Origin of the sequence: Streptomyces paludis (assembly GCF_003344965.1) — a bacterium.
GTDB lineage: Bacteria > Actinomycetota > Actinomycetes > Streptomycetales > Streptomycetaceae > Streptomyces > Streptomyces paludis.
In genome coordinates this window covers 8,141,283-8,157,313 of sequence record NZ_CP031194.1, presented here as the reverse complement: position 1 = coordinate 8,157,313, position 16,031 = coordinate 8,141,283, and the positions used below count along the sequence as shown (strand labels likewise).

The following is a 16,031-nucleotide window of genomic DNA, read 5'->3' as shown; positions in this document are numbered from 1 at the left end:
TTCGGACAGGTCTACAACGCTCTTGGGTTTCCTGCCGAGAACGCGCTCGTCGCGCTGCGGAACGGATCCATGGCGCTGGATCCGTTCCGTACCCACCCTCCCCCGTCCGGCCCCGGGTCCGGGCCGTCGCTCCACACCTCTCCTCCACCGCTCGCGCGGCCGGGCCGCGTCCGCCGGGCAGGCTCCGGGCCCCTCTCCACCGGCTCCGGGCTCTCCTCTTCACCGCCTTGTCAACGCTCCGCTCGCGAAAGGGACTTCGCATGGGTGCACGACGTACCGCCCTCACCGCCGCCGGCCTCACCGCCGTCGCCGCGCTTCTCGCCACCGGCACCGCCTCCGCCACCGTCGCCGCCACCGGCTCGGCCGACGCCGCGAACAACGTCCTCACCTACGGCAGCGCCGGCGGCGACGCCGTGGCGATCGGTGATGTGCTCACCGCCTCGCTGGTATCCGGTACGACCGTCGCGATCCGCACCACCTCCGGCGGCTCCACCGGAATCACCTGCACCGCCTCGCAGTTCACCGCCAGTGTCGCGACCAATCCGGCCGCCCCCGGCACCGCCACCGAATCGGTCACGGCCCACACCTTCTCCGGCTGCACGAGCAACATCCTGGGCACCACCGGCGTCCAGAGCATCACCCTTCAGAACCTGCCGCATGTCGCGGCGGCCACCTCCGCCGGTGCGCTCACCCTCACCGCCGGAACCTCCGGTGCCATCCAGACCACGGTCGTGCTCAACACCATCCTCGGTGTGACGACCTGCGGCTACACCAGCACCGGGCTCAACGGGACCACCTCCAACACGGGTAACACGATCACCTTCACCAACCAGCTCTTCACCCGGGTGTCGGGGCCCATCACCTGCCCCGCCTCCAGCTACTTCTCCGCCGTCTACGGGCCGGTGCGGGACACCAGCCAGTCCGGCAGCCCCGCCGTGTTCGTCAACTGATCCACCACGGCCCCGGCGGCCATCGGGACAGCCCCCGCGTCCCGGTGGCCGCCGGTCGCGCCCGTACGGCCCAGAGGTGCGGCCACCGGTGATCGGTGTTCGCATGGAAGGCATGGCCACGCTCACGGACGGCGGGGGCAGAGACCTGCGCCTCGTCTTCGAAACCGCCTGTGACCGCGCCGCCGCGGCGACCGCACTGGAGTGCGGACCGCACACACTGACGTACGCCGAGCTGGACGCCCGCGCCAACCGGCTGGCCCACCATCTGCGCGGGCTCGGTATCGGCCGGGGGTCCCGGGTCGCGCTGCTGGTGCCCCGGTCCGTCGAGATGTACGTGTCCCTGCTCGGTACGGGCAAGGCCGGTGCCGCCTTCGTACCGATCGATCCGGCGTCCCCACCGGACCGGATCGCCTGGATCGCGCGGGACGCGGCGGTCGATCTCGTCCTGACGGTGTCCGGCCTCGCCCCCGCGCTGGACGGGCTCGCGTGCCGGGTGGTCGCGCTGGACACGTGCGCCCGGGAGCTGGCCGCCGCACCCGCCTCCCGGCCGCCCCGGACCCCGCCCGGGAATCCGGACGGCGACCCCGACCCCGTCGCGTACATCATGTACACCTCCGGCTCCAGCGGGCGGCCCAAGGGAGTGGAGATCGCCCAGTCGAGCATCTGCAACTTCCTCGATGTCGTCCCGCGCGTGTACGACGTACGGCCGCGCGACCGGGTGTACCAGGGCATGACCATCTCGTTCGACTTCTCCATCGAGGAGATCTGGCCGACCTGGTCGGTCGGCGCGACCCTCGTCGCGGGCCCCGGCGGTTCGGGCCGGCTCGGTGCCGAACTCGGCGCGTTCCTGGCGGACCGCGAGGTGACGGTGCTGTACTGCGTGCCGACCCTGCTGGAGACCATCCCGCACGATCTGCCGCGCGTACGCAGCATCGTCGTCGGCGGCGAGGCGTGTCCCGCGCAGCTCGTCGAGCGGTGGAGCGGCCCCGGGCGCCGCATCCTCAACACGTACGGTCCGACCGAGGCCACCGTCACCGCGACCTGGGCGGAGCTGCGGCCGGGCCGCGCCGTGACCATCGGCACACCGCTGCCCACCTACGCGGTGGTGCTGCTCGACGAGCGGCACCGGCCCGTACCGGACGGCTCCGTCGGAGAGATCTGTGTCGGCGGGCCCGGGGTGGCCCGGGGCTATGTCGGACGGCCGGAGCTGACCGCCGAGCGGTTCATCCACCATCCGCTGGCGCCCGGCGGAGGCAGGCTCTACCTCACCGGGGATCTCGGCCGGCTGACACCGGGCGGGGAGATCGAGTTCCTGGGCCGGGCCGACTCCGAGGTGAAGATCCGGGGATACCGGGTCGATCTCGGCGAGATCGACAGCGTGCTGCTGGAGGACCCCGGAGTGGCCGAGGCGGTGACCGCGCTCGTACCGGCCGGAAGCGTACTGGCCGCCTATGTGGTCCGTGCGCCCGGCGGCACGGAGCCGGACGACGCCCTGGCCGGCCGGCTCCACGAACGGCTCCGCCGCAGGCTGCCCGCGTACATGGTGCCGTCCTGTCTGGATGTGCTGCCCGCCCTGCCCACCATGGCGAGCGGCAAGGTGGACCGCGCCCGGCTGCCCGCCCCGAGCGGCCGGCGGCTGGTGGGCGGCGGCGAGGTCGTGCCCGTGCGCGGCGCGCTGGAGACGCGGGTGCGCGACGTCTGGGCCGAGGTGCTCGGCATCGAGCCCGCCGCGCTGTCGGCCGAGGCCGACTTCTTCACCGACCTCGGCGGCCACTCGCTGCTCGCGGCCCGGGCCGTGTCGCTGCTGCGCGGCCGGGGCATCGGCGCCGGCGCCGCGCTGCGCGACCTCTACGCCCATCCGACCGTACGGGGCCTGGCGGCGCGGCTGGACGCCCCGGCGGACACCGCGCGGCGCACCGCCCCGCCCCGCCCGGCGCCGCTGACGCACGGCACCCGCCGGATCGCGGCCGCCGGAGCCGCGCAGGCCGGGATGCTGTATCTGCTGCTGCTCCCGCTGACACTGCCGGTGGCGTATGTGTACGCGGCGCACGGCGGCGGGTCCCTGGACCGGTTCCCGGCCGAGCTGGCCGTCGGCGCGCTGACCGGCTATCTCGGGGTGCGCTGGCTCGTTCCGGTGCTGCTCGTCCGTCCGCTGGCCGCGGGGATCGCACCGGGCCGCCATCCGCTGTGGGGCCGGACCTATCTCCGGCTGTGGGCGGTCAACGCGCTCCTGGGCGTCAGTCCGCTGCCGGTGCTGAGCGGCTCCCCGCTGATGGCCGGCTATCTGCGGCTGCTCGGCGCGCGGGTGGGGCCCCGTACGACGATCGCCACCAGCGCGATCACCCTGCCCGCCCTGCTGCGGGTGGGCGGTGACACCTCGGTGGGGTACGGCGTCTCGCTGAGCCCGTGGCGGGTGGCGGACGGCTGGGTGACGGTCGCGCCGATCGAGATCGGTCCGCGCGCCTTCGTCGGCGCCAACGCGGTCCTCGAACCCGGCGCCCGGATGGGGGCGGGGGCCGGGCTCGGCGAGCAGTCCGTCGTCGGCCGGGGCGAGAGCGTTCCGGCGGGGGCGCGCTGGGCCGGTTCACCGCCGTCCCCGGTGGACTCGCTCGGCCCCGCCGCCGAGGCCCTGCTCCGGGCGCCGGGGGACCCGGGCGGCCGGCGCGCCCGCCATACCGCCGCCGCGCTGGCCGGTCTCGTCTGTCTGGAGGCGGCCGGGCCGGCGACGGTGGTGCCCGGCCTCGCGCTGTTCTGGTGGGCGGTGCCGGCCTGGGGCGTCCCCGGGACGGTCGGCGCCGCCGTGCTCTTCGGACCGGTGTTCGTCCTCACGACCTGTGCGGTGATCGCCGCGGGCAAACGGCTGGTGCTGCCGCGCGTGCCCGCCGGGATCCATCCCGTGCGTTCCGGGCTCGGGGTGCGCAAGTGGGTGGCCGACAAGCTGCTGGAGCTGAGCCTCGCCACCACCAACTCGCTCTACGCGACGCTCTACACCGTGCCGTGGCTGCGGCTGCTCGGCGCGCGGATCGGGCGTGGCTCCGAGGTCTCCACGGCCGCGCACCTGGACCCGGATCTGCTGACGCTCGGCGAGGGCAGCTTCGTCGCGGACATGGCCCATGTCGGGGCGGCCACCTTCGCCGCGGGCCGGGTCTCGTTCGGCCGTACGGAGGTGGGACGGCGGGCGTTCGTCGGCAACGCCGCCGTCGTGCCCGCCGGCACCCGTACCGGAGCCGGCTCCCTGATCGGGGTGAGTACGGTGCCGCCCCCGGACGGGGTGCCGGCGGGCTCCACGTGGCTGGGGTCGCCCGCGATGCTGCTGCCGGTGCGCCAGAGCAGCGGTTCGTTCCCCGAGGAGCTGACGTTCCGGCCGGGCCGCGCGGCGGTGCGCCGGCGGCTGGCCATCGAGTTCTTCCGGGCCACCCTGCCCGCGTCCCTGCTCGGCGGCGGTGTCTGTCTCTTCCTGCCGGCGCTCTCCGCGGTGGCGCGCGCTCCCTCGGCAGTCGTGCCCGTGCTGGTGGCCCCGGTCCTCGCGGCGGCCTCGGCGCTGGCGGTGATCGGCTGCTGCGCACTGGCGAAGTGGCTGGTCGTCGGGGTCTACCGGCCCCGGGTCGAACCGCTGTGGAGCCTGTTCGTACGGCGTACGGAGTTCGTCACCGGTCTCTACGAGGCGGCGGCGGTGCCGGCCGGGGTGGGGCTCCTGATCGGTACGCCGTTCCTGCCGCCGGTGCTGCGCCGGTTCGGTGCGCGGATCGGCCGGCGGACCTGGATCGGCACGACCTTCCTCACCGAGTTCGATCTCGTGGACCTCGGTGACGACGTCGCGATCGGGCTGCGCGTGTCGTTGCAGACCCATCTGTTCGAGGACCGAGTGATGAAGATGTCGGTGGTCAGGGTCGAGGACGGCGCGAGTGTCGGTACGCGCGCGGTCGTGCTGTACGACGCGGTGGTGGGCGCGGGGGTCCGGCTGGACGCGCTGTCGCTCCTGATGAAGGGCGAGCGGCTGGTGCCGGGCACGCTCTGGCGCGGCATCCCCGCCGAGGCCGTCACCGAGGAGCCCGCCGTCACCGCTCCGGGCGCTCCGGTGAACCGCTGACGGCACCCCGGCCGGGGTGGTGCCGGGCCGAAGGCGCCGCCGTACGGGAGGACACGCCGTCAGGCGCCGCTGCCGGGGACGGGCACCAGCTCCCCTACCTCGCCGAGGACGGCCTCCGGTTCGGCCACCCGGGCGAGGGACCAGAAGAGCAGGGCGACCCCGGTGGCCCCGGGGTCGGGCGCGCCGAGGACCCGGTCACCGACGTACGACGCCCGGCCGCGGCGGGCCCGGATGCCGGCCGTCGCCGCCGCGCCCGCGAACGCGGCGCGGGCGACGTCCGCGAACTTCTCGCCCTCCGCGAGGGCGTCGCGGGCGGGTGCCAGGGCGTCGACCATCGTCCGGTCGCCCGGTTCGGCCTCGCCCACCCGCTGGATCGCCGCCAGTCCCTCGCGCACCCCCGTCGCCCAGCCGGCCCGCGGGTCCGGGGCCTCGGCGAGGGCGCGGCCGATGGCGCTGAGGAGCAGGCCGATCAGGGGGCCGCTCGTACCGCCGACCTGGTCGAGGAAGACGGAGCCGGCCACGGCCACGGCCGGTTCCTCGGGGCTCGCGTCCAGTGCGGCGACGGTCCGGTCGAGGCCCTCGCAGAGGTTGTCCCCGAAGTCCCCGTCGCCGGAGATCTGGTCGAGCGCGGTCAGTGCCTCGTGGGCGACGCGGGCGGCTTCGGCGTAGGTGCGCAGTACCTGTGACTGGTCGATGGTCATCCGTTCAGCTCCTGGGAGTGCGGGTGGGGGAAGGCCGGGGTGCGGGCCGGCGCCCGCCACCAGGCGAGCCAGCCGGTCCGTACCGCCGTCATGGTCAGCGAGAAGCCGCTCATGTCCAGCGCGGGGACGTGGGTGCCGACGAGCTGTCCGGCGACCGGCACCCCGCGCCGTGCCAGTACCTCGCTGACCTGCTCGTGGACGGCGTACAGCTCCAGCAGGGTGGTCGCGCCGAGACCGTTGACGAGGAGGATGACCCCGTCGCCGGTGCCGGGCAGCCCGTCGAGGACCTGCGCGGTCATCCGTTCGACCAGGTGACCGAACGGTGGCCTGGTGATCGTCGCGGCGGCCCGCTCGCCGTGGATGCCGACGCCGTACTCGATCTCCCGGTCCCCGAGGGCGAATACCTCACCGCCGAGGGAGGGCGAGGTCTGGGCCCGGCCCGCGACGGCGACGCTGCGCGAGGAGCGGGCGAACTCCTCTCCGAGCGTGGCGAGTTCGGCGATGCCCAGGCCGGTGTCGGCGGCGCCGCCGAGCAGTTTCTCGACGATGACGGTGGCTCCCGTGCCCCGGCGGCCGGTCGCCGTGAGATCGCTCTCGGTCGCCAGGTCGTCGTCCACGAGGACCCGGCGCACCGCGATGCCGTCGGCCCGCAGCCGCTCGGCCGCGATCCCGAAGTTGATCCGGTCGCCGGTGTAGTTCTTGACGATGTGCAGGACGCCCTCGGCCCGGGCGACCGCGCGGCTGGCCTCGTACACCTGCCGGTTGTGCGGCGAGGCGAAGATCCGGCCGGGAACCGCGGCGTCCAGCAGGCCCCGGCCCACGAATCCGGCGTGCATCGGCTCGTGTCCCGATCCGCCGCCGGACAGCAGACCGACCCGCCGGGCGGGGTCGGTGTCGGTCGCGGTGACGAAGAGCGGGTCCTCGTGGAGCGCGACCAGCTCCGGATGGGCGCGCGCGAATCCGCGCAGCGATACGCCGACGGGGTCGGCCTCGGGGAGGAAGAGATGGTTCACGGCGCGGAGGTCCTTTCGGAGGGCTCGGTGGCCGGAGGCAGTACTGGCCCCTAGGGCCTGTGTGGGGTTGTGCTCTGGGCTCGCGGGACGTGGCACGCACGCTCGCCGCGTTGCCGAAATGCCCTAGTAGCTCCGCTACGAGGGCCTCCCGGCGCCTTGCGATCGCACGCACCACGCCCCGCTCCCTGATCCAGATCACAACCCCACACAGGCCCTAGTGCAGACGCAACTCGGTAGTCACATAAGTGATCGCCAGGACATAGTAAATGTCGAAGAGTCACCTTTCGGTGACCTTTGCGATGAACGGGCAGCCCCGGACCCGCCCCGGACCCCGCGCCGGTACCGGTGGTACCGGGGTGTCAGACAGCCGTGGCCCAGGTGTACTGATGTTCGGGGCGCCCGGTGTCGCCGTACTTGAGGGTGAGGCTGATCCGCCCGGTGCGCTCCAGGTATTTGAGGTAGCGCTGCGCGGTGGAGCGGCTGACGCCGGTGCGTTCGGCGACCTCGTGCGCGGAGAGCGGCCGCTCGGCCCCCGTCAGGACCCGCCGCATCAGGTCGACGGTGGCGGCGGAGTGCCCCTTGGGGAGTTCGGAGCGGGGCGCGTCGGCCGTCCTGAAGGCGCTGAAGATACGGTCCACCTGGTCCTGGCCCGCCTCGCCCCGGCCGCCGACGCCGTCGAGGGTACGGCGCAGCGCCGCGTAGCCGTCGAGCTTCGCGCCGAGCCCGGCGAAGCTGAACGGTTTCACCAGGTACTGGAGCGCGCCGTAGCGCATCGCGGCCTGGACCGTGCTGACATCGCGCGCCGCGGTGACCATGATGACGTCGGCGTGGTGGCCGAGCTGCCGCATCCGGCGGATCAGCGTGAGGCCCGTCTCGTCCGGCAGATAGTGGTCGAGCAGCACGAGATCGATGGAGCATCGCTCCAGGGTGGCCAGCGCCTGGGCCGCGGTGTGGGCGCGGGCGGCCACCCGGAATCCGGGCGTCCGCTCCACGTACGCGGCGTTGATCTCGGCGACGCGGAAGTCGTCGTCCACGACGAGGACATCGATCATCGTGGCTCCCCCGCGGCGGTGAACGGGCGCACCGGGAGTCCGTCCCCCGCGGTGCCGGACGGGGCGAGCGCCTCGGGCAGGACGACGGTGAAGACCGCGCCCCCGCCCGCGCGGGCGGTCACCCGCGCCATGCCGCCGTACCGCTCGGCGAGCCGGCGCACCAGGGCGAGGCCGAGACCGCGGCCGCGCGGGAGGACGCCGGTCCCCGGGGCGGGCGGGGGCCGTTTGGTGGACCAGCCCTCGACGAAGATCCGCTCCCGCTCCTCGGGCGGTACCCCGGGCCCGGTGTCGCAGACGCGCACCACGGCGGTGGTGTGTTCGGCCCGCAGCTCGACCTCGACGCGGGACTCGGCCGACGGATCGCCGCGGCGGCGCTCCGCGACGGCCTCCAGCGCGTTGTCGACGAGATTGCCGAGTACGGTCACCAGGTCGCGCGCGTCCACCACCCGGTGGTGCAGCAGTGTCGCGTCGGAGAGCCGCAGTTCGACGCCGCGCTCGGCGGCGATGGCCGTCTTGCCGACGAGCAGCGCGGAGAGCAGCGGGTCGCGCACCCGCTCGGCGATCTGCTCGGCGGAGGCGCGGTGGGCGCTGGCGATCTCCGCGACGTACTCCGCGGCCATGTCGTGGCGGCCGAGTTCGAGCAGTCCGAGGACGGTGTGCAGCCGGTTGGCGTGTTCGTGGTCCTGGGCGCGCAGCGCGTCCAGCAGGCCCTGGCTGCTGTCGAGTTCGCGGCCGAGCTGCTCCAGTTCGGTACGGTCGCGCAGGGTCACCACGGCGCCGCCGTCGCGGGTCGGCATCCTGTTGGCGACCAGCACCCGGCCGCCGCTGACGGTGAGCAGGTCGGTGCCCGCGACACGGCCCGCGAGCACGTCCGTGGTCCGTCCCGGGGCGAGCACCTCGTCCAGCGGCCGGCCGGTGGCACCGGCGTCGAGGCCGAGGAGCCGCAGGGCCTCGTCGTTGGCGAGCCGGATCCGGCCGAGGCGGTCGAAGGCGACGACCCCCTCCCGTACGGCGTGCAGCATGGCCTCGCGCTCGTCGAGCAGCGCGGAGATGTCGGCGAAGCCGACCCCGTGGGTACGGCGGCGCAGCCGGCGCGCGACGGCGACGGCGGCCAGCGCGCCCACGGCGAGGGCGGCGCCGGCGCAGAGCAGCAGCGCGGGAACGGCGTCCAGGAGCCGGCCGCGCACACTGTCGTAGGCGATGCCGACGGAGACCGCGCCGACGAGCCGGCCCCGGTCGTCGTAGAGCGGCACCTTGGCGCGGGCCGAGCGGCCCAGGGTGCCGTCGTCGATCCCCCGGATCTCCCGGCCGGCGAGCGCGGCGCTCGGGTCGGTGGAGACATGCCGGCCGATCTCGGCGGTGGTGGTGTGCGACCAGCGCACTCCCCGCGTGTCCATCACCACCACGTACAGCGCGTCGGTGGCGCGGCGGATCCGCTCGGCCTCCCGCTGCACCGGTCCCGCGCTGCTCGGCACGGTGGTGAGGACCTCCCGGGCGATGTCCGGGTCGGCCGCGGTGGTCTGGGCGATGGAAAGGGCACGGTGGGTGGCCGCGTCGTCCAGCTCGGAGCCGAGCGGGGCGAGGAAGAGACAGGTGGCGAGGACCATCACCCCGGTGGTGATGGCCAGTTGCGCCGCCAGGACCTCGGCGGAGACACGCCGGGGACTCCGCATCCGCATCCGCTCTCCTCCCTCCGCCCCTGGTGGCGTCCGTGTTTCCGTCCGATGTCGTGGTGAACGCAACGTAAGCCGCCGGGGCCCCGGTGCCCAGCCCCGTGCGGCTCTTTTGTCGTTCCGGCGTGAGCAGAACGAGCAGAACGGGGTTTGCGCGCAGAACGACGGGTTGCGCCCACAAGGCTGCCGCTGTGGTCCCGGTCACTCCTAGCCTCCCGGTCCATGAGCAGCCACACGAGCCCCGCCATCGAGCTGCGGGGAACGAGCAAGGTATTCCGGACCCCGTCGGGGAACCTCCATACCGCCGTCAGGGATCTGGACCTGACGGTCGAACGCGGTGAGTTCGTCGCGGTGGTGGGTCCCACCGGGTGCGGCAAGTCCACCACTCTCACCCTGGTCAGCGGTCTGGAGGAGCCCACCGAGGGCGAGGTGCTGGTCGGCGGCGAGCCGGTCACCGGCATCGGCGACAAGACCGGGTTCGTCTTCCAGCAGGACGCGGTCTTCCCCTGGCGCACCGTGCTGTCGAATGTGATGGCGGGCCCGAGGTTCCGCGGGGTGGAGAAGGCCGAGGCACGGGAGCGGGCCCGCGAGTGGCTGGCCCGGGTCGGTCTGTCGTCCTTCGAGGACCGCTATCCGCACCAGCTGTCGGGCGGCCAGCGCAAGCGCGTGGCCCTGGCGGCGACCTTCGTCAACGACCCCGAACTGCTGCTGATGGACGAGCCGTTCTCGGCGCTCGACGTGCAGACCCGGGCGCTGATGTCGGACGAGCTGCTGGACCTGTGGGCGGGGACCGGTGCCTCGGTCATCTTCGTCACCCACGACCTGGAGGAGTCGATCGCCCTCGCCGACAAGGTGGTCGTGATGACGGCCGGACCGGCGACGGTCAAGGAGGTCTTCCGGATCGACCTGCCGCGCCCCCGCAAGGTCGAGTCCGTACGGCTCGAACCGCGCTTCATCGAGATCTACCGGGAGATCTGGTCCTCGCTCGGCGAAGAGGTCCGGATCACACGCGAGAGGGGTGCCGCCGATGCCGCCTGAGATCGTCACCAACCCTGCCGCGCCGGCCGGGAAGACGCCCGGGAACACCACCGGAAAGACCACGGGGAAGAGCGCGGGCGACGTGACGGATCCGGGCGGGGAGGCCGGCGGCGAGCGGACGCGGGCCAGGGCCCGGGCGGCCCGCAACCGCCAGTTCGTGGTCTACGGGACCCGGATCCTGCTGCTCTTCGCGATCATCGGGATCTGGGAGTGGATGGCCAGATCGGCCGTCATCGATCCGTTCAACTTCTCGATGCCGTCGAAGATCTGGGACCAGATCGTCCAGTGGGCGGTGCACGGCACCCCGCAGGGCTCCCTGTGGGAGCAGATCTGGTACACGCTGTACGAGGCGCTCCTCGGCTGGGTCATCGGGGTGACCGCCGGAGTGGTGCTGGGCATCGCGCTCGGCCGGGTCCGCTTCCTGGCCGATGTGCTCGGCCCGTACATCAAGGTGCTCAACGCGCTGCCGCGGATCGTGCTGGCGCCGATCTTCCTGATCTGGTTCGGTCTGGGACCGGCCTCGAAGGTCGCCTCGGCGGTCGTGCTGGTCTTCTTCCCGGTCTTCTTCAACGCCTTCCAGGGGGCCAGGGAGGTGGACCGCAATCTCGTCGCCAACGCCAGGATCCTGGGCGCGACCAACCGGCAGGTCACCCTTCAGGTCGTGATCCCGTCCGCCACCTCGTGGATCTTCACCAGTCTCCATGTCAGCTTCGGCTTCGCGCTGATCGGCGCGATCGTCGGTGAGTACATCGGTGCGACGAAGGGCATCGGGCTGCTGGTCTCGGCCTCGCAGGGCACGTTCAACGCGGCCGGGGTGTACGCGGCGATGGTGATCCTCGCGGTTGTCGCGCTGCTCGCCGAGGCGCTGCTGACCTTCCTGGAGAAACGCCTCTTCCGCTGGAAGCCCGCCGAAGCCGGCGCCGACCGCTGACCGCTCACCACCGCCCGGCCGCTCTCCCCCGGCCGCTCTCCCCGGGCCCGCGGACACCCCGCCGGGCCCCGATCACAAGGACGTGACATGCGTACTCATCTCAGACTTCCGGCAGCCGCGGTCTCCGCCGTGCTCGCCCTCGCCACCCTGACCGCCTGCGGCGGCGACTCCTCCGCGGTGGGCTCCGGCGGCAAGGTCAAGATCATGGTGGGCGGCCTGGACAAGGTCATCTATCTGCCGGCGATGCTCACGCAGAAGCTCGGCTACTTCACCGACGAGGGCCTCGATGTCCAGCTGCTGACCGAGCCGGCCGGGGTGCAGGCCACGACCTCGCTGGTCTCCGGCGATGTGCACGGTGTCGTCGGCTTCTACGACCACACGCTGGACCTTCAGGTGAAGGGCAAGCACGTGCAGTCGGTGGTGCAGTTCTCGCACGCCTCCGGCGAGGTGGAGGTCGTCTCCAACAAGGCCGCCGCCGAGATCACTTCGGCCAAGGACTTCAAGGGCAAGAAGCTCGGTGTGACGGGCCTCGGTTCCTCCACGGACTTCCTCACCAAGTATCTCGCCGTCAAGAACGGGGTGCGGACGGACGAGTTCAGCACGGTCGCGGTCGGCGCGGGCCAGACCTTCATCTCGGCTCTCCAGCAGAACTCGATCCAGGGCGGGATGACCACCGACCCGACGGTCGCGCAGATCCTGGACAAGAAGCTCGGCAAGGTCCTCATCGACATGCGGACGCCCGAGGGCTCGAAGGCCGCGCTGGGCGGACCGTACCCGTCCTCCAGTCTCTACATGAACACCGACTGGGTGAACAAGAACAAGGAGACGGTCCAGAAGCTGGCCAACGCCTTCGTGAAGACTCTGAAGTGGATGTCGACGCACTCCCCGGAGGAGATCGCGGCGAAGATGCCCACCGACTACGCGCAGGGCGGCGACGGGCTGTACGCGAAGGCCATCGAGAGCACCCTGCCGATGTTCACCACGGACGGTGTGATGCCGGCCGACGGACCGGAGACCGTCGAGCGCGTCCTGCGGGCGTTCAACCCGAACCTCAAGGGTGCCAAGGTGGATCTGAGCAAGACGTTCACCACGGAGTTCGTCGACAAGGCCAAGTAGACCGGACCGGACCGGACCCGGCCGGGCCGGGGACGGGGCGGCGGATCAGATGCGCCAGGCGCGGATCTGGTCCGCCGCCTGGTAGACGTTCGCCTTGCCGGCCTGGATGGCGCGGACCAGCTCCACGAGCGCCCCGTACGGCGGGTCGATCCCCTCGCCGGAGGCGTGCATGTACGCGGCGGCGACCTGGCAGGCGAACAGGCTGTTGCGGTACGGCAGCGGCTCCAGCCGCACCAGGGTGTGGATGAGGGCGGCGGCGCGCCAGGCGCCGTCGGGCTCGCTGGTCGCCGGGCGCGGGATACGGGTGCGGTGGCGGGCGACCGCGGCCACGAGCGCCGAGTAGTCGGCCACGGAGACGTCCTCCGGGACGGCCTGTTCCTGTACGTCCAGCAGCCAGGCCACGTCGATGTACACCACGGGCATCAGGCGGCTTCCACCTGCCGCCCGCCGCGCGCCGCGGGGGGCACCTCGTTGGCGAACGCCTCGTCGAACTCGCTCCGGTGCTGCTCGCCCCAGGTGACCGCGTACCGCACGAACTGGAGGCGCTGCTGCTCGCGCAGCGGGAGGTCGTGCACGTACTGCTTGAGCGACTTGCCCTCGGCGGACGCCGCGGCGCGCACCGCCTCCAGCTCGTCCTCGGTGAAGGTGATGTTGAGTGATGGCATACCCGTACGGTACCTAACAGGTACCGCGCCGGGAAGCGGGCACCCCCGCCGGAGTTCCCGGCCGGGTGCCGACGGAAGGCCGATGGGGGCGTCGGCGAGGAGGTAGGGCAACCGGTCTCTGCGACGGTGGCGTCCGATGGAGGCAGCCCAGGGGCTGCTTGCCTCCGGAACGGGGTTGGCAACGACATCTTCCGTAGGGAACGATGTCTATGCTCCTCATCACCTGTCCTCTCCGGCACGGATGCCGAGCCCGCCCGTCCAGCCAGGGTCCACCACGGGAGAGCCATGCCCCACCATCCACCGCGTGTGGTGCTGTACAGCCGCACCACCGCCTACCGCCACGACTCGATCCCGGCCGGTGTCGAGGCCGTCGGCCGGCTCGTGGCCGAGGACGGCTTCGAGAGCGTCGCCACCGAGGACCCGGCCGCCTTGGAGCGCGAGATCCCGCGCTGCGCGGTCGTCGTCTTCCTCTCCACCAGCGGGGAGGTCCTCACCCCCGCCGCGCGCGACGCGCTGCGCCGGCACCTGGCGGGCGGCGGCGGGTTCGTCGGGATCCACGCGGCGGCCTGTACGGAGTACGACTGGCCGTACTACGGGGAGCTGCTCGGCGCCCGGTTCGCCCGCCACCCCGACCTCCAGCCGGGCACGGTCGCGGTCACCGACCACGCCCATCCCGCCACCCGCCATCTGGACGCCCGGTGGGACTTCACGGACGAGTGGTACGACTTCCGCGCCGTGCCCGCGGGCGTACGTGTGCTGGCCCGCGCTCACGAGTCGTCGTACACGGGCGGCGGCATGGGGGCGGACCATCCGCTCGTGTGGTGTCACGAGCGGATGGGCGGCCCGGTGTTCTACACCGCGCTCGGACACACCGCGGAGTCCTTCGCGGACCCGGTCTTCCTGGCCCATCTGCGCGGCGGGATCCGCTACGCGGCCGGACGGGAGTGACCGCCCCTCCCGTCCGGTGTGCCGGGGCCGGTGCGAGTGCCGGTCCCGGAGCCGGCTACTTGAGGCTGCCCATCGTCACCCCCGAGCGCCAGTAGCGCTGCATCGAGAGCATCAGGATCACCATGGGGATGAGCGAGACGATGGAGCCGACCACCACGAGGCCCGTCAGGTCGACGGAGCTGTCGACCTTCACCTTGAGCCAGGAGTAGAGACCGAGCATGACGGTCCACTTCTCACTGCTGCGCAGATAGACGAGCGGGCCGAAGAAGTTGTTCCACGCCCCGACGAAGCCGAGGACGAAGATGGTGGCGGCGCCCGTCGACATCAGCCTGGCGCCGATCTGGAAGAAGATGCGGTACTCGCCCGCGCCGTCGATCCGGGCCGCCTCCAGCAGTTCGGGCGGGATGGCGCCCTCCGCGTACACCTTGGCGAGATAGACGGAGAAGGCGTTGAAGAAGCCCGGCACGATGATGGCCCACGGTGTGTCGATCAGCCGCAGATCCGTGTAGAGCAGGAAGGACGGGATGGTCAGCAGCGCTCCGGGGACCAGGAAGGACCCGATGATGCAGGCCATCAGCACACCGCGGCCCCGGAACTCGTACATGGCCAGTCCGTAGCCGCAGGCGACACAGACCAGGGTCATTCCGATGGTGCCCGCGAAGCCGTAGAACAGTGTGTTCCACATCCAGCGCAGGAAGATGCCGTCCTGGTAGGTGAACAGGTCCTTGAGGTTGTCCCAGAAGTGAAACTCCGAGAACCACAGCCCGTTGGTGGTGTAGAGGTCGCGCTGGCTCTTGGTCGCGGCGACCAGCAGCCACCACACCGGGGCCAGTGAGTAGAGGGTGAACAGTGCGAGTCCCACCAGCACCAGCACCCTGGTCCTTCTGGTGTGCCGCACCGTGCCGCCCGTGGTGCGCCGGCGGGCCGCCGGGGGCCCGCCCGACGCCTTCGCCGGGGGCCGGTCCATCGTCGTGGTCATGAGGTGGGCGCCTTGTTCGTGAGCCGGTAGAAGATGGCCGAGGCGATGCCGACGACCACCGCGAGAATGATCGACAGCGCGGCGGCGTAGTTGAAGTCGCCCTGCGCGAAGGCCCAGTCGTAGATGGCCATGATCGGGGTGAAGTCCCTGGTGACGGTCTCCGGTGTCATCGACCGGAAGAGCAGCGGATCGCTGAAGATCTGGAGCGATCCGATGATGCTGAGCACCGTGGTGAGCACCAGGGACCGCCGGACCAGCGGGACCTTGATCGACCAGGCCATCCGCCACTCGGAGGCGCCGTCCACCCGGGCGCTGTCGAACAGTTCACGGGGCACCGACTGGAGGGCCGCGTAGAGGATCAGCATGTTGAATCCGATGGAGCTCCAGGCGATGAGGATGCCGATCGAGACCCAGATCATGTCGCCGCTGTAGAAGTTCGCGTCGATTCCGAAGAAGGCCAGAAAGGGGGTGATCGGCCCGACGACCGGGCTGTAGAGATAGATCCAGATCAGGGTGGCGACGATCCCGGGGATCATGTACGGCACGAGCAGCGCGATCCGGAAGCGGTTGGCGAGGCGCTGCTTGACCATGTCCATCAGCAGCGCCAGCCCGAGGCTCGCGAGCTGGATCAGCGGGATGCTGATGGCGGCGAACAGGGCGACCCGCCCCATCGCCGACCAGAACTTGGCGTCCTCGAAGCCGCGGACGAAGTTGTCCACACCGGAGAACTCCACGGTCTTCGGCCCGAAGCCGAGCCCCGATCCCTGTTCGGTGTAGAGGCTCTCCTTGAGCGCGATCGCCACCGGCACCACGGTGAAGACGACGAACCCGAGGAAGAACGGGAAGGTGAACGAGGCACCTTTGAAGGCCATCAC

Annotated in this window: 14 protein-coding genes; 6 read left to right on the top strand and 8 right to left on the bottom strand. The window is 71.9% G+C overall.

Features of this window, described 5'->3' with window-relative positions:
• The first annotated feature begins 260 nt into the window (after positions 1-260).
• Both DVK44_RS35190 and DVK44_RS35185 read left to right on the top strand, forming a co-directional pair.
• Positions 261-950: a Tat pathway signal sequence domain protein gene (locus DVK44_RS35190; protein ID WP_114664656.1), complete on the top strand. Its 690-nt coding sequence runs from the start codon at positions 261-263 to the stop codon at positions 948-950.
• Between the two features lie 112 nt (positions 951-1,062).
• Positions 1,063-5,040 carry a Pls/PosA family non-ribosomal peptide synthetase gene (locus DVK44_RS35185; protein WP_228447507.1) on the top strand — a complete coding sequence of 1,326 codons (3,978 nt, stop codon included), beginning with the start codon at positions 1,063-1,065 and terminating at the stop codon, positions 5,038-5,040.
• Between the two features lie 59 nt (positions 5,041-5,099).
• On the opposite strand, the gene DVK44_RS35180 is transcribed toward DVK44_RS35185, so the two are convergent.
• The 4 genes from DVK44_RS35180 to DVK44_RS35165 all read right to left on the bottom strand — a co-directional run bounded on the left by DVK44_RS35180 (position 5,100) and on the right by DVK44_RS35165 (position 9,485).
• Positions 5,100-5,741, bottom strand: a complete 642-nt coding sequence (locus DVK44_RS35180) for a DAK2 domain-containing protein (protein ID WP_114664654.1) — start codon at positions 5,739-5,741, stop codon at positions 5,100-5,102.
• Positions 5,738-6,754 (bottom strand): dihydroxyacetone kinase subunit DhaK, encoded by a 1,017-nt coding sequence (locus tag DVK44_RS35175; protein ID WP_114664653.1) that lies wholly within the window; start codon positions 6,752-6,754, stop codon positions 5,738-5,740. The genes DVK44_RS35180 and DVK44_RS35175 overlap by 4 nt, the downstream gene beginning before the upstream one ends.
• A gap of 359 nt (positions 6,755-7,113) precedes the next feature.
• Positions 7,114-7,806 carry a response regulator gene (locus DVK44_RS35170; RefSeq protein ID WP_114664652.1) on the bottom strand — a complete coding sequence of 231 codons (693 nt, stop codon included), beginning with the start codon at positions 7,804-7,806 and terminating at the stop codon, positions 7,114-7,116.
• Positions 7,803-9,485 (bottom strand): sensor histidine kinase, encoded by a 1,683-nt coding sequence (locus DVK44_RS35165; RefSeq protein ID WP_114664651.1) that lies wholly within the window; start codon positions 9,483-9,485, stop codon positions 7,803-7,805. The genes DVK44_RS35170 and DVK44_RS35165 overlap by 4 nt, the downstream gene beginning before the upstream one ends.
• Positions 9,486-9,701: 216 nt before the next feature.
• On the opposite strand from DVK44_RS35165, the gene DVK44_RS35160 reads away from it, so the two are divergent.
• The 3 genes from DVK44_RS35160 (at position 9,702) to DVK44_RS35150 (ending at position 12,564) form a co-directional block, all read left to right on the top strand.
• Complete coding sequence (locus DVK44_RS35160) at positions 9,702-10,517, top strand: ABC transporter ATP-binding protein (protein ID WP_114664650.1); 816 nt, start codon at positions 9,702-9,704, stop codon at positions 10,515-10,517.
• Complete coding sequence (locus DVK44_RS35155; protein WP_114665646.1) at positions 10,507-11,448, top strand: ABC transporter permease; 942 nt, start codon at positions 10,507-10,509, stop codon at positions 11,446-11,448. The genes DVK44_RS35160 and DVK44_RS35155 overlap by 11 nt, the downstream gene beginning before the upstream one ends.
• A gap of 87 nt (positions 11,449-11,535) precedes the next feature.
• Positions 11,536-12,564, top strand: coding sequence for an ABC transporter substrate-binding protein (locus DVK44_RS35150; RefSeq protein WP_114664649.1), 1,029 nt, complete (start codon positions 11,536-11,538; stop codon positions 12,562-12,564).
• 45 nt (positions 12,565-12,609) lie between these two features.
• On the opposite strand, the gene DVK44_RS35145 is transcribed toward DVK44_RS35150, so the two are convergent.
• A complete protein-coding gene (locus DVK44_RS35145; protein WP_114664648.1) occupies positions 12,610-12,987 on the bottom strand; it encodes a toxin Doc in 378 nt (125 codons plus the stop codon).
• The gene (locus tag DVK44_RS35140) at positions 12,987-13,229 is read right to left on the bottom strand and encodes a hypothetical protein (protein WP_114664647.1); all 243 of its coding nucleotides are present in this window, start codon (positions 13,227-13,229) and stop codon (positions 12,987-12,989) included. The genes DVK44_RS35145 and DVK44_RS35140 overlap by 1 nt, the downstream gene beginning before the upstream one ends.
• Before the next feature lie 285 nt (positions 13,230-13,514).
• Here DVK44_RS35140 and DVK44_RS35135 point away from each other — a divergent pair, with 285 nt between their 5' ends.
• Positions 13,515-14,177 (top strand): ThuA domain-containing protein, encoded by a 663-nt coding sequence (locus tag DVK44_RS35135; protein WP_114664646.1) that lies wholly within the window; start codon positions 13,515-13,517, stop codon positions 14,175-14,177.
• 55 nt (positions 14,178-14,232) lie between these two features.
• Here the strand turns inward: DVK44_RS35135 and DVK44_RS35130 are convergent, their stop codons facing one another.
• Positions 14,233-15,156, bottom strand: coding sequence for a carbohydrate ABC transporter permease (locus tag DVK44_RS35130; protein ID WP_114664645.1), 924 nt, complete (start codon positions 15,154-15,156; stop codon positions 14,233-14,235).
• Complete coding sequence (locus DVK44_RS35125; RefSeq protein ID WP_114665645.1) at positions 15,153-16,028, bottom strand: carbohydrate ABC transporter permease; 876 nt, start codon at positions 16,026-16,028, stop codon at positions 15,153-15,155. The genes DVK44_RS35130 and DVK44_RS35125 overlap by 4 nt, the downstream gene beginning before the upstream one ends.
• Between the last annotated feature and the right edge of the window lie 3 nt (positions 16,029-16,031).

Bases quoted from the DNA above. Each gene is read 5' to 3' on its own strand.
- DVK44_RS35130 (WP_114664645.1), bottom strand. From the start codon at position 15,156: ATGACCACGACGATGGACCGGCCCCCGGCGAAGGCGTCGGGCGGGCCC.
- DVK44_RS35140 (WP_114664647.1), bottom strand. From the start codon at position 13,229: ATGCCATCACTCAACATCACCTTCACCGAGGACGAGCTGGAGGCGGTG.
- DVK44_RS35185 (WP_228447507.1), top strand. From the start codon at position 1,063: ATGGCCACGCTCACGGACGGCGGGGGCAGAGACCTGCGCCTCGTCTTC.
- DVK44_RS35170 (WP_114664652.1), bottom strand. From the start codon at position 7,806: ATGATCGATGTCCTCGTCGTGGACGACGACTTCCGCGTCGCCGAGATC.
- DVK44_RS35155 (WP_114665646.1), top strand. From the start codon at position 10,507: ATGCCGCCTGAGATCGTCACCAACCCTGCCGCGCCGGCCGGGAAGACG.
- DVK44_RS35125 (WP_114665645.1), bottom strand. From the start codon at position 16,028: ATGGCCTTCAAAGGTGCCTCGTTCACCTTCCCGTTCTTCCTCGGGTTC.
- DVK44_RS35180 (WP_114664654.1), bottom strand. From the start codon at position 5,741: ATGACCATCGACCAGTCACAGGTACTGCGCACCTACGCCGAAGCCGCC.
- DVK44_RS35160 (WP_114664650.1), top strand. From the start codon at position 9,702: ATGAGCAGCCACACGAGCCCCGCCATCGAGCTGCGGGGAACGAGCAAG.
- DVK44_RS35190 (WP_114664656.1), top strand. From the start codon at position 261: ATGGGTGCACGACGTACCGCCCTCACCGCCGCCGGCCTCACCGCCGTC.
- DVK44_RS35135 (WP_114664646.1), top strand. From the start codon at position 13,515: ATGCCCCACCATCCACCGCGTGTGGTGCTGTACAGCCGCACCACCGCC.
- DVK44_RS35165 (WP_114664651.1), bottom strand. From the start codon at position 9,485: ATGCGGATGCGGAGTCCCCGGCGTGTCTCCGCCGAGGTCCTGGCGGCG.
- DVK44_RS35150 (WP_114664649.1), top strand. From the start codon at position 11,536: ATGCGTACTCATCTCAGACTTCCGGCAGCCGCGGTCTCCGCCGTGCTC.
- DVK44_RS35145 (WP_114664648.1), bottom strand. From the start codon at position 12,987: ATGCCCGTGGTGTACATCGACGTGGCCTGGCTGCTGGACGTACAGGAA.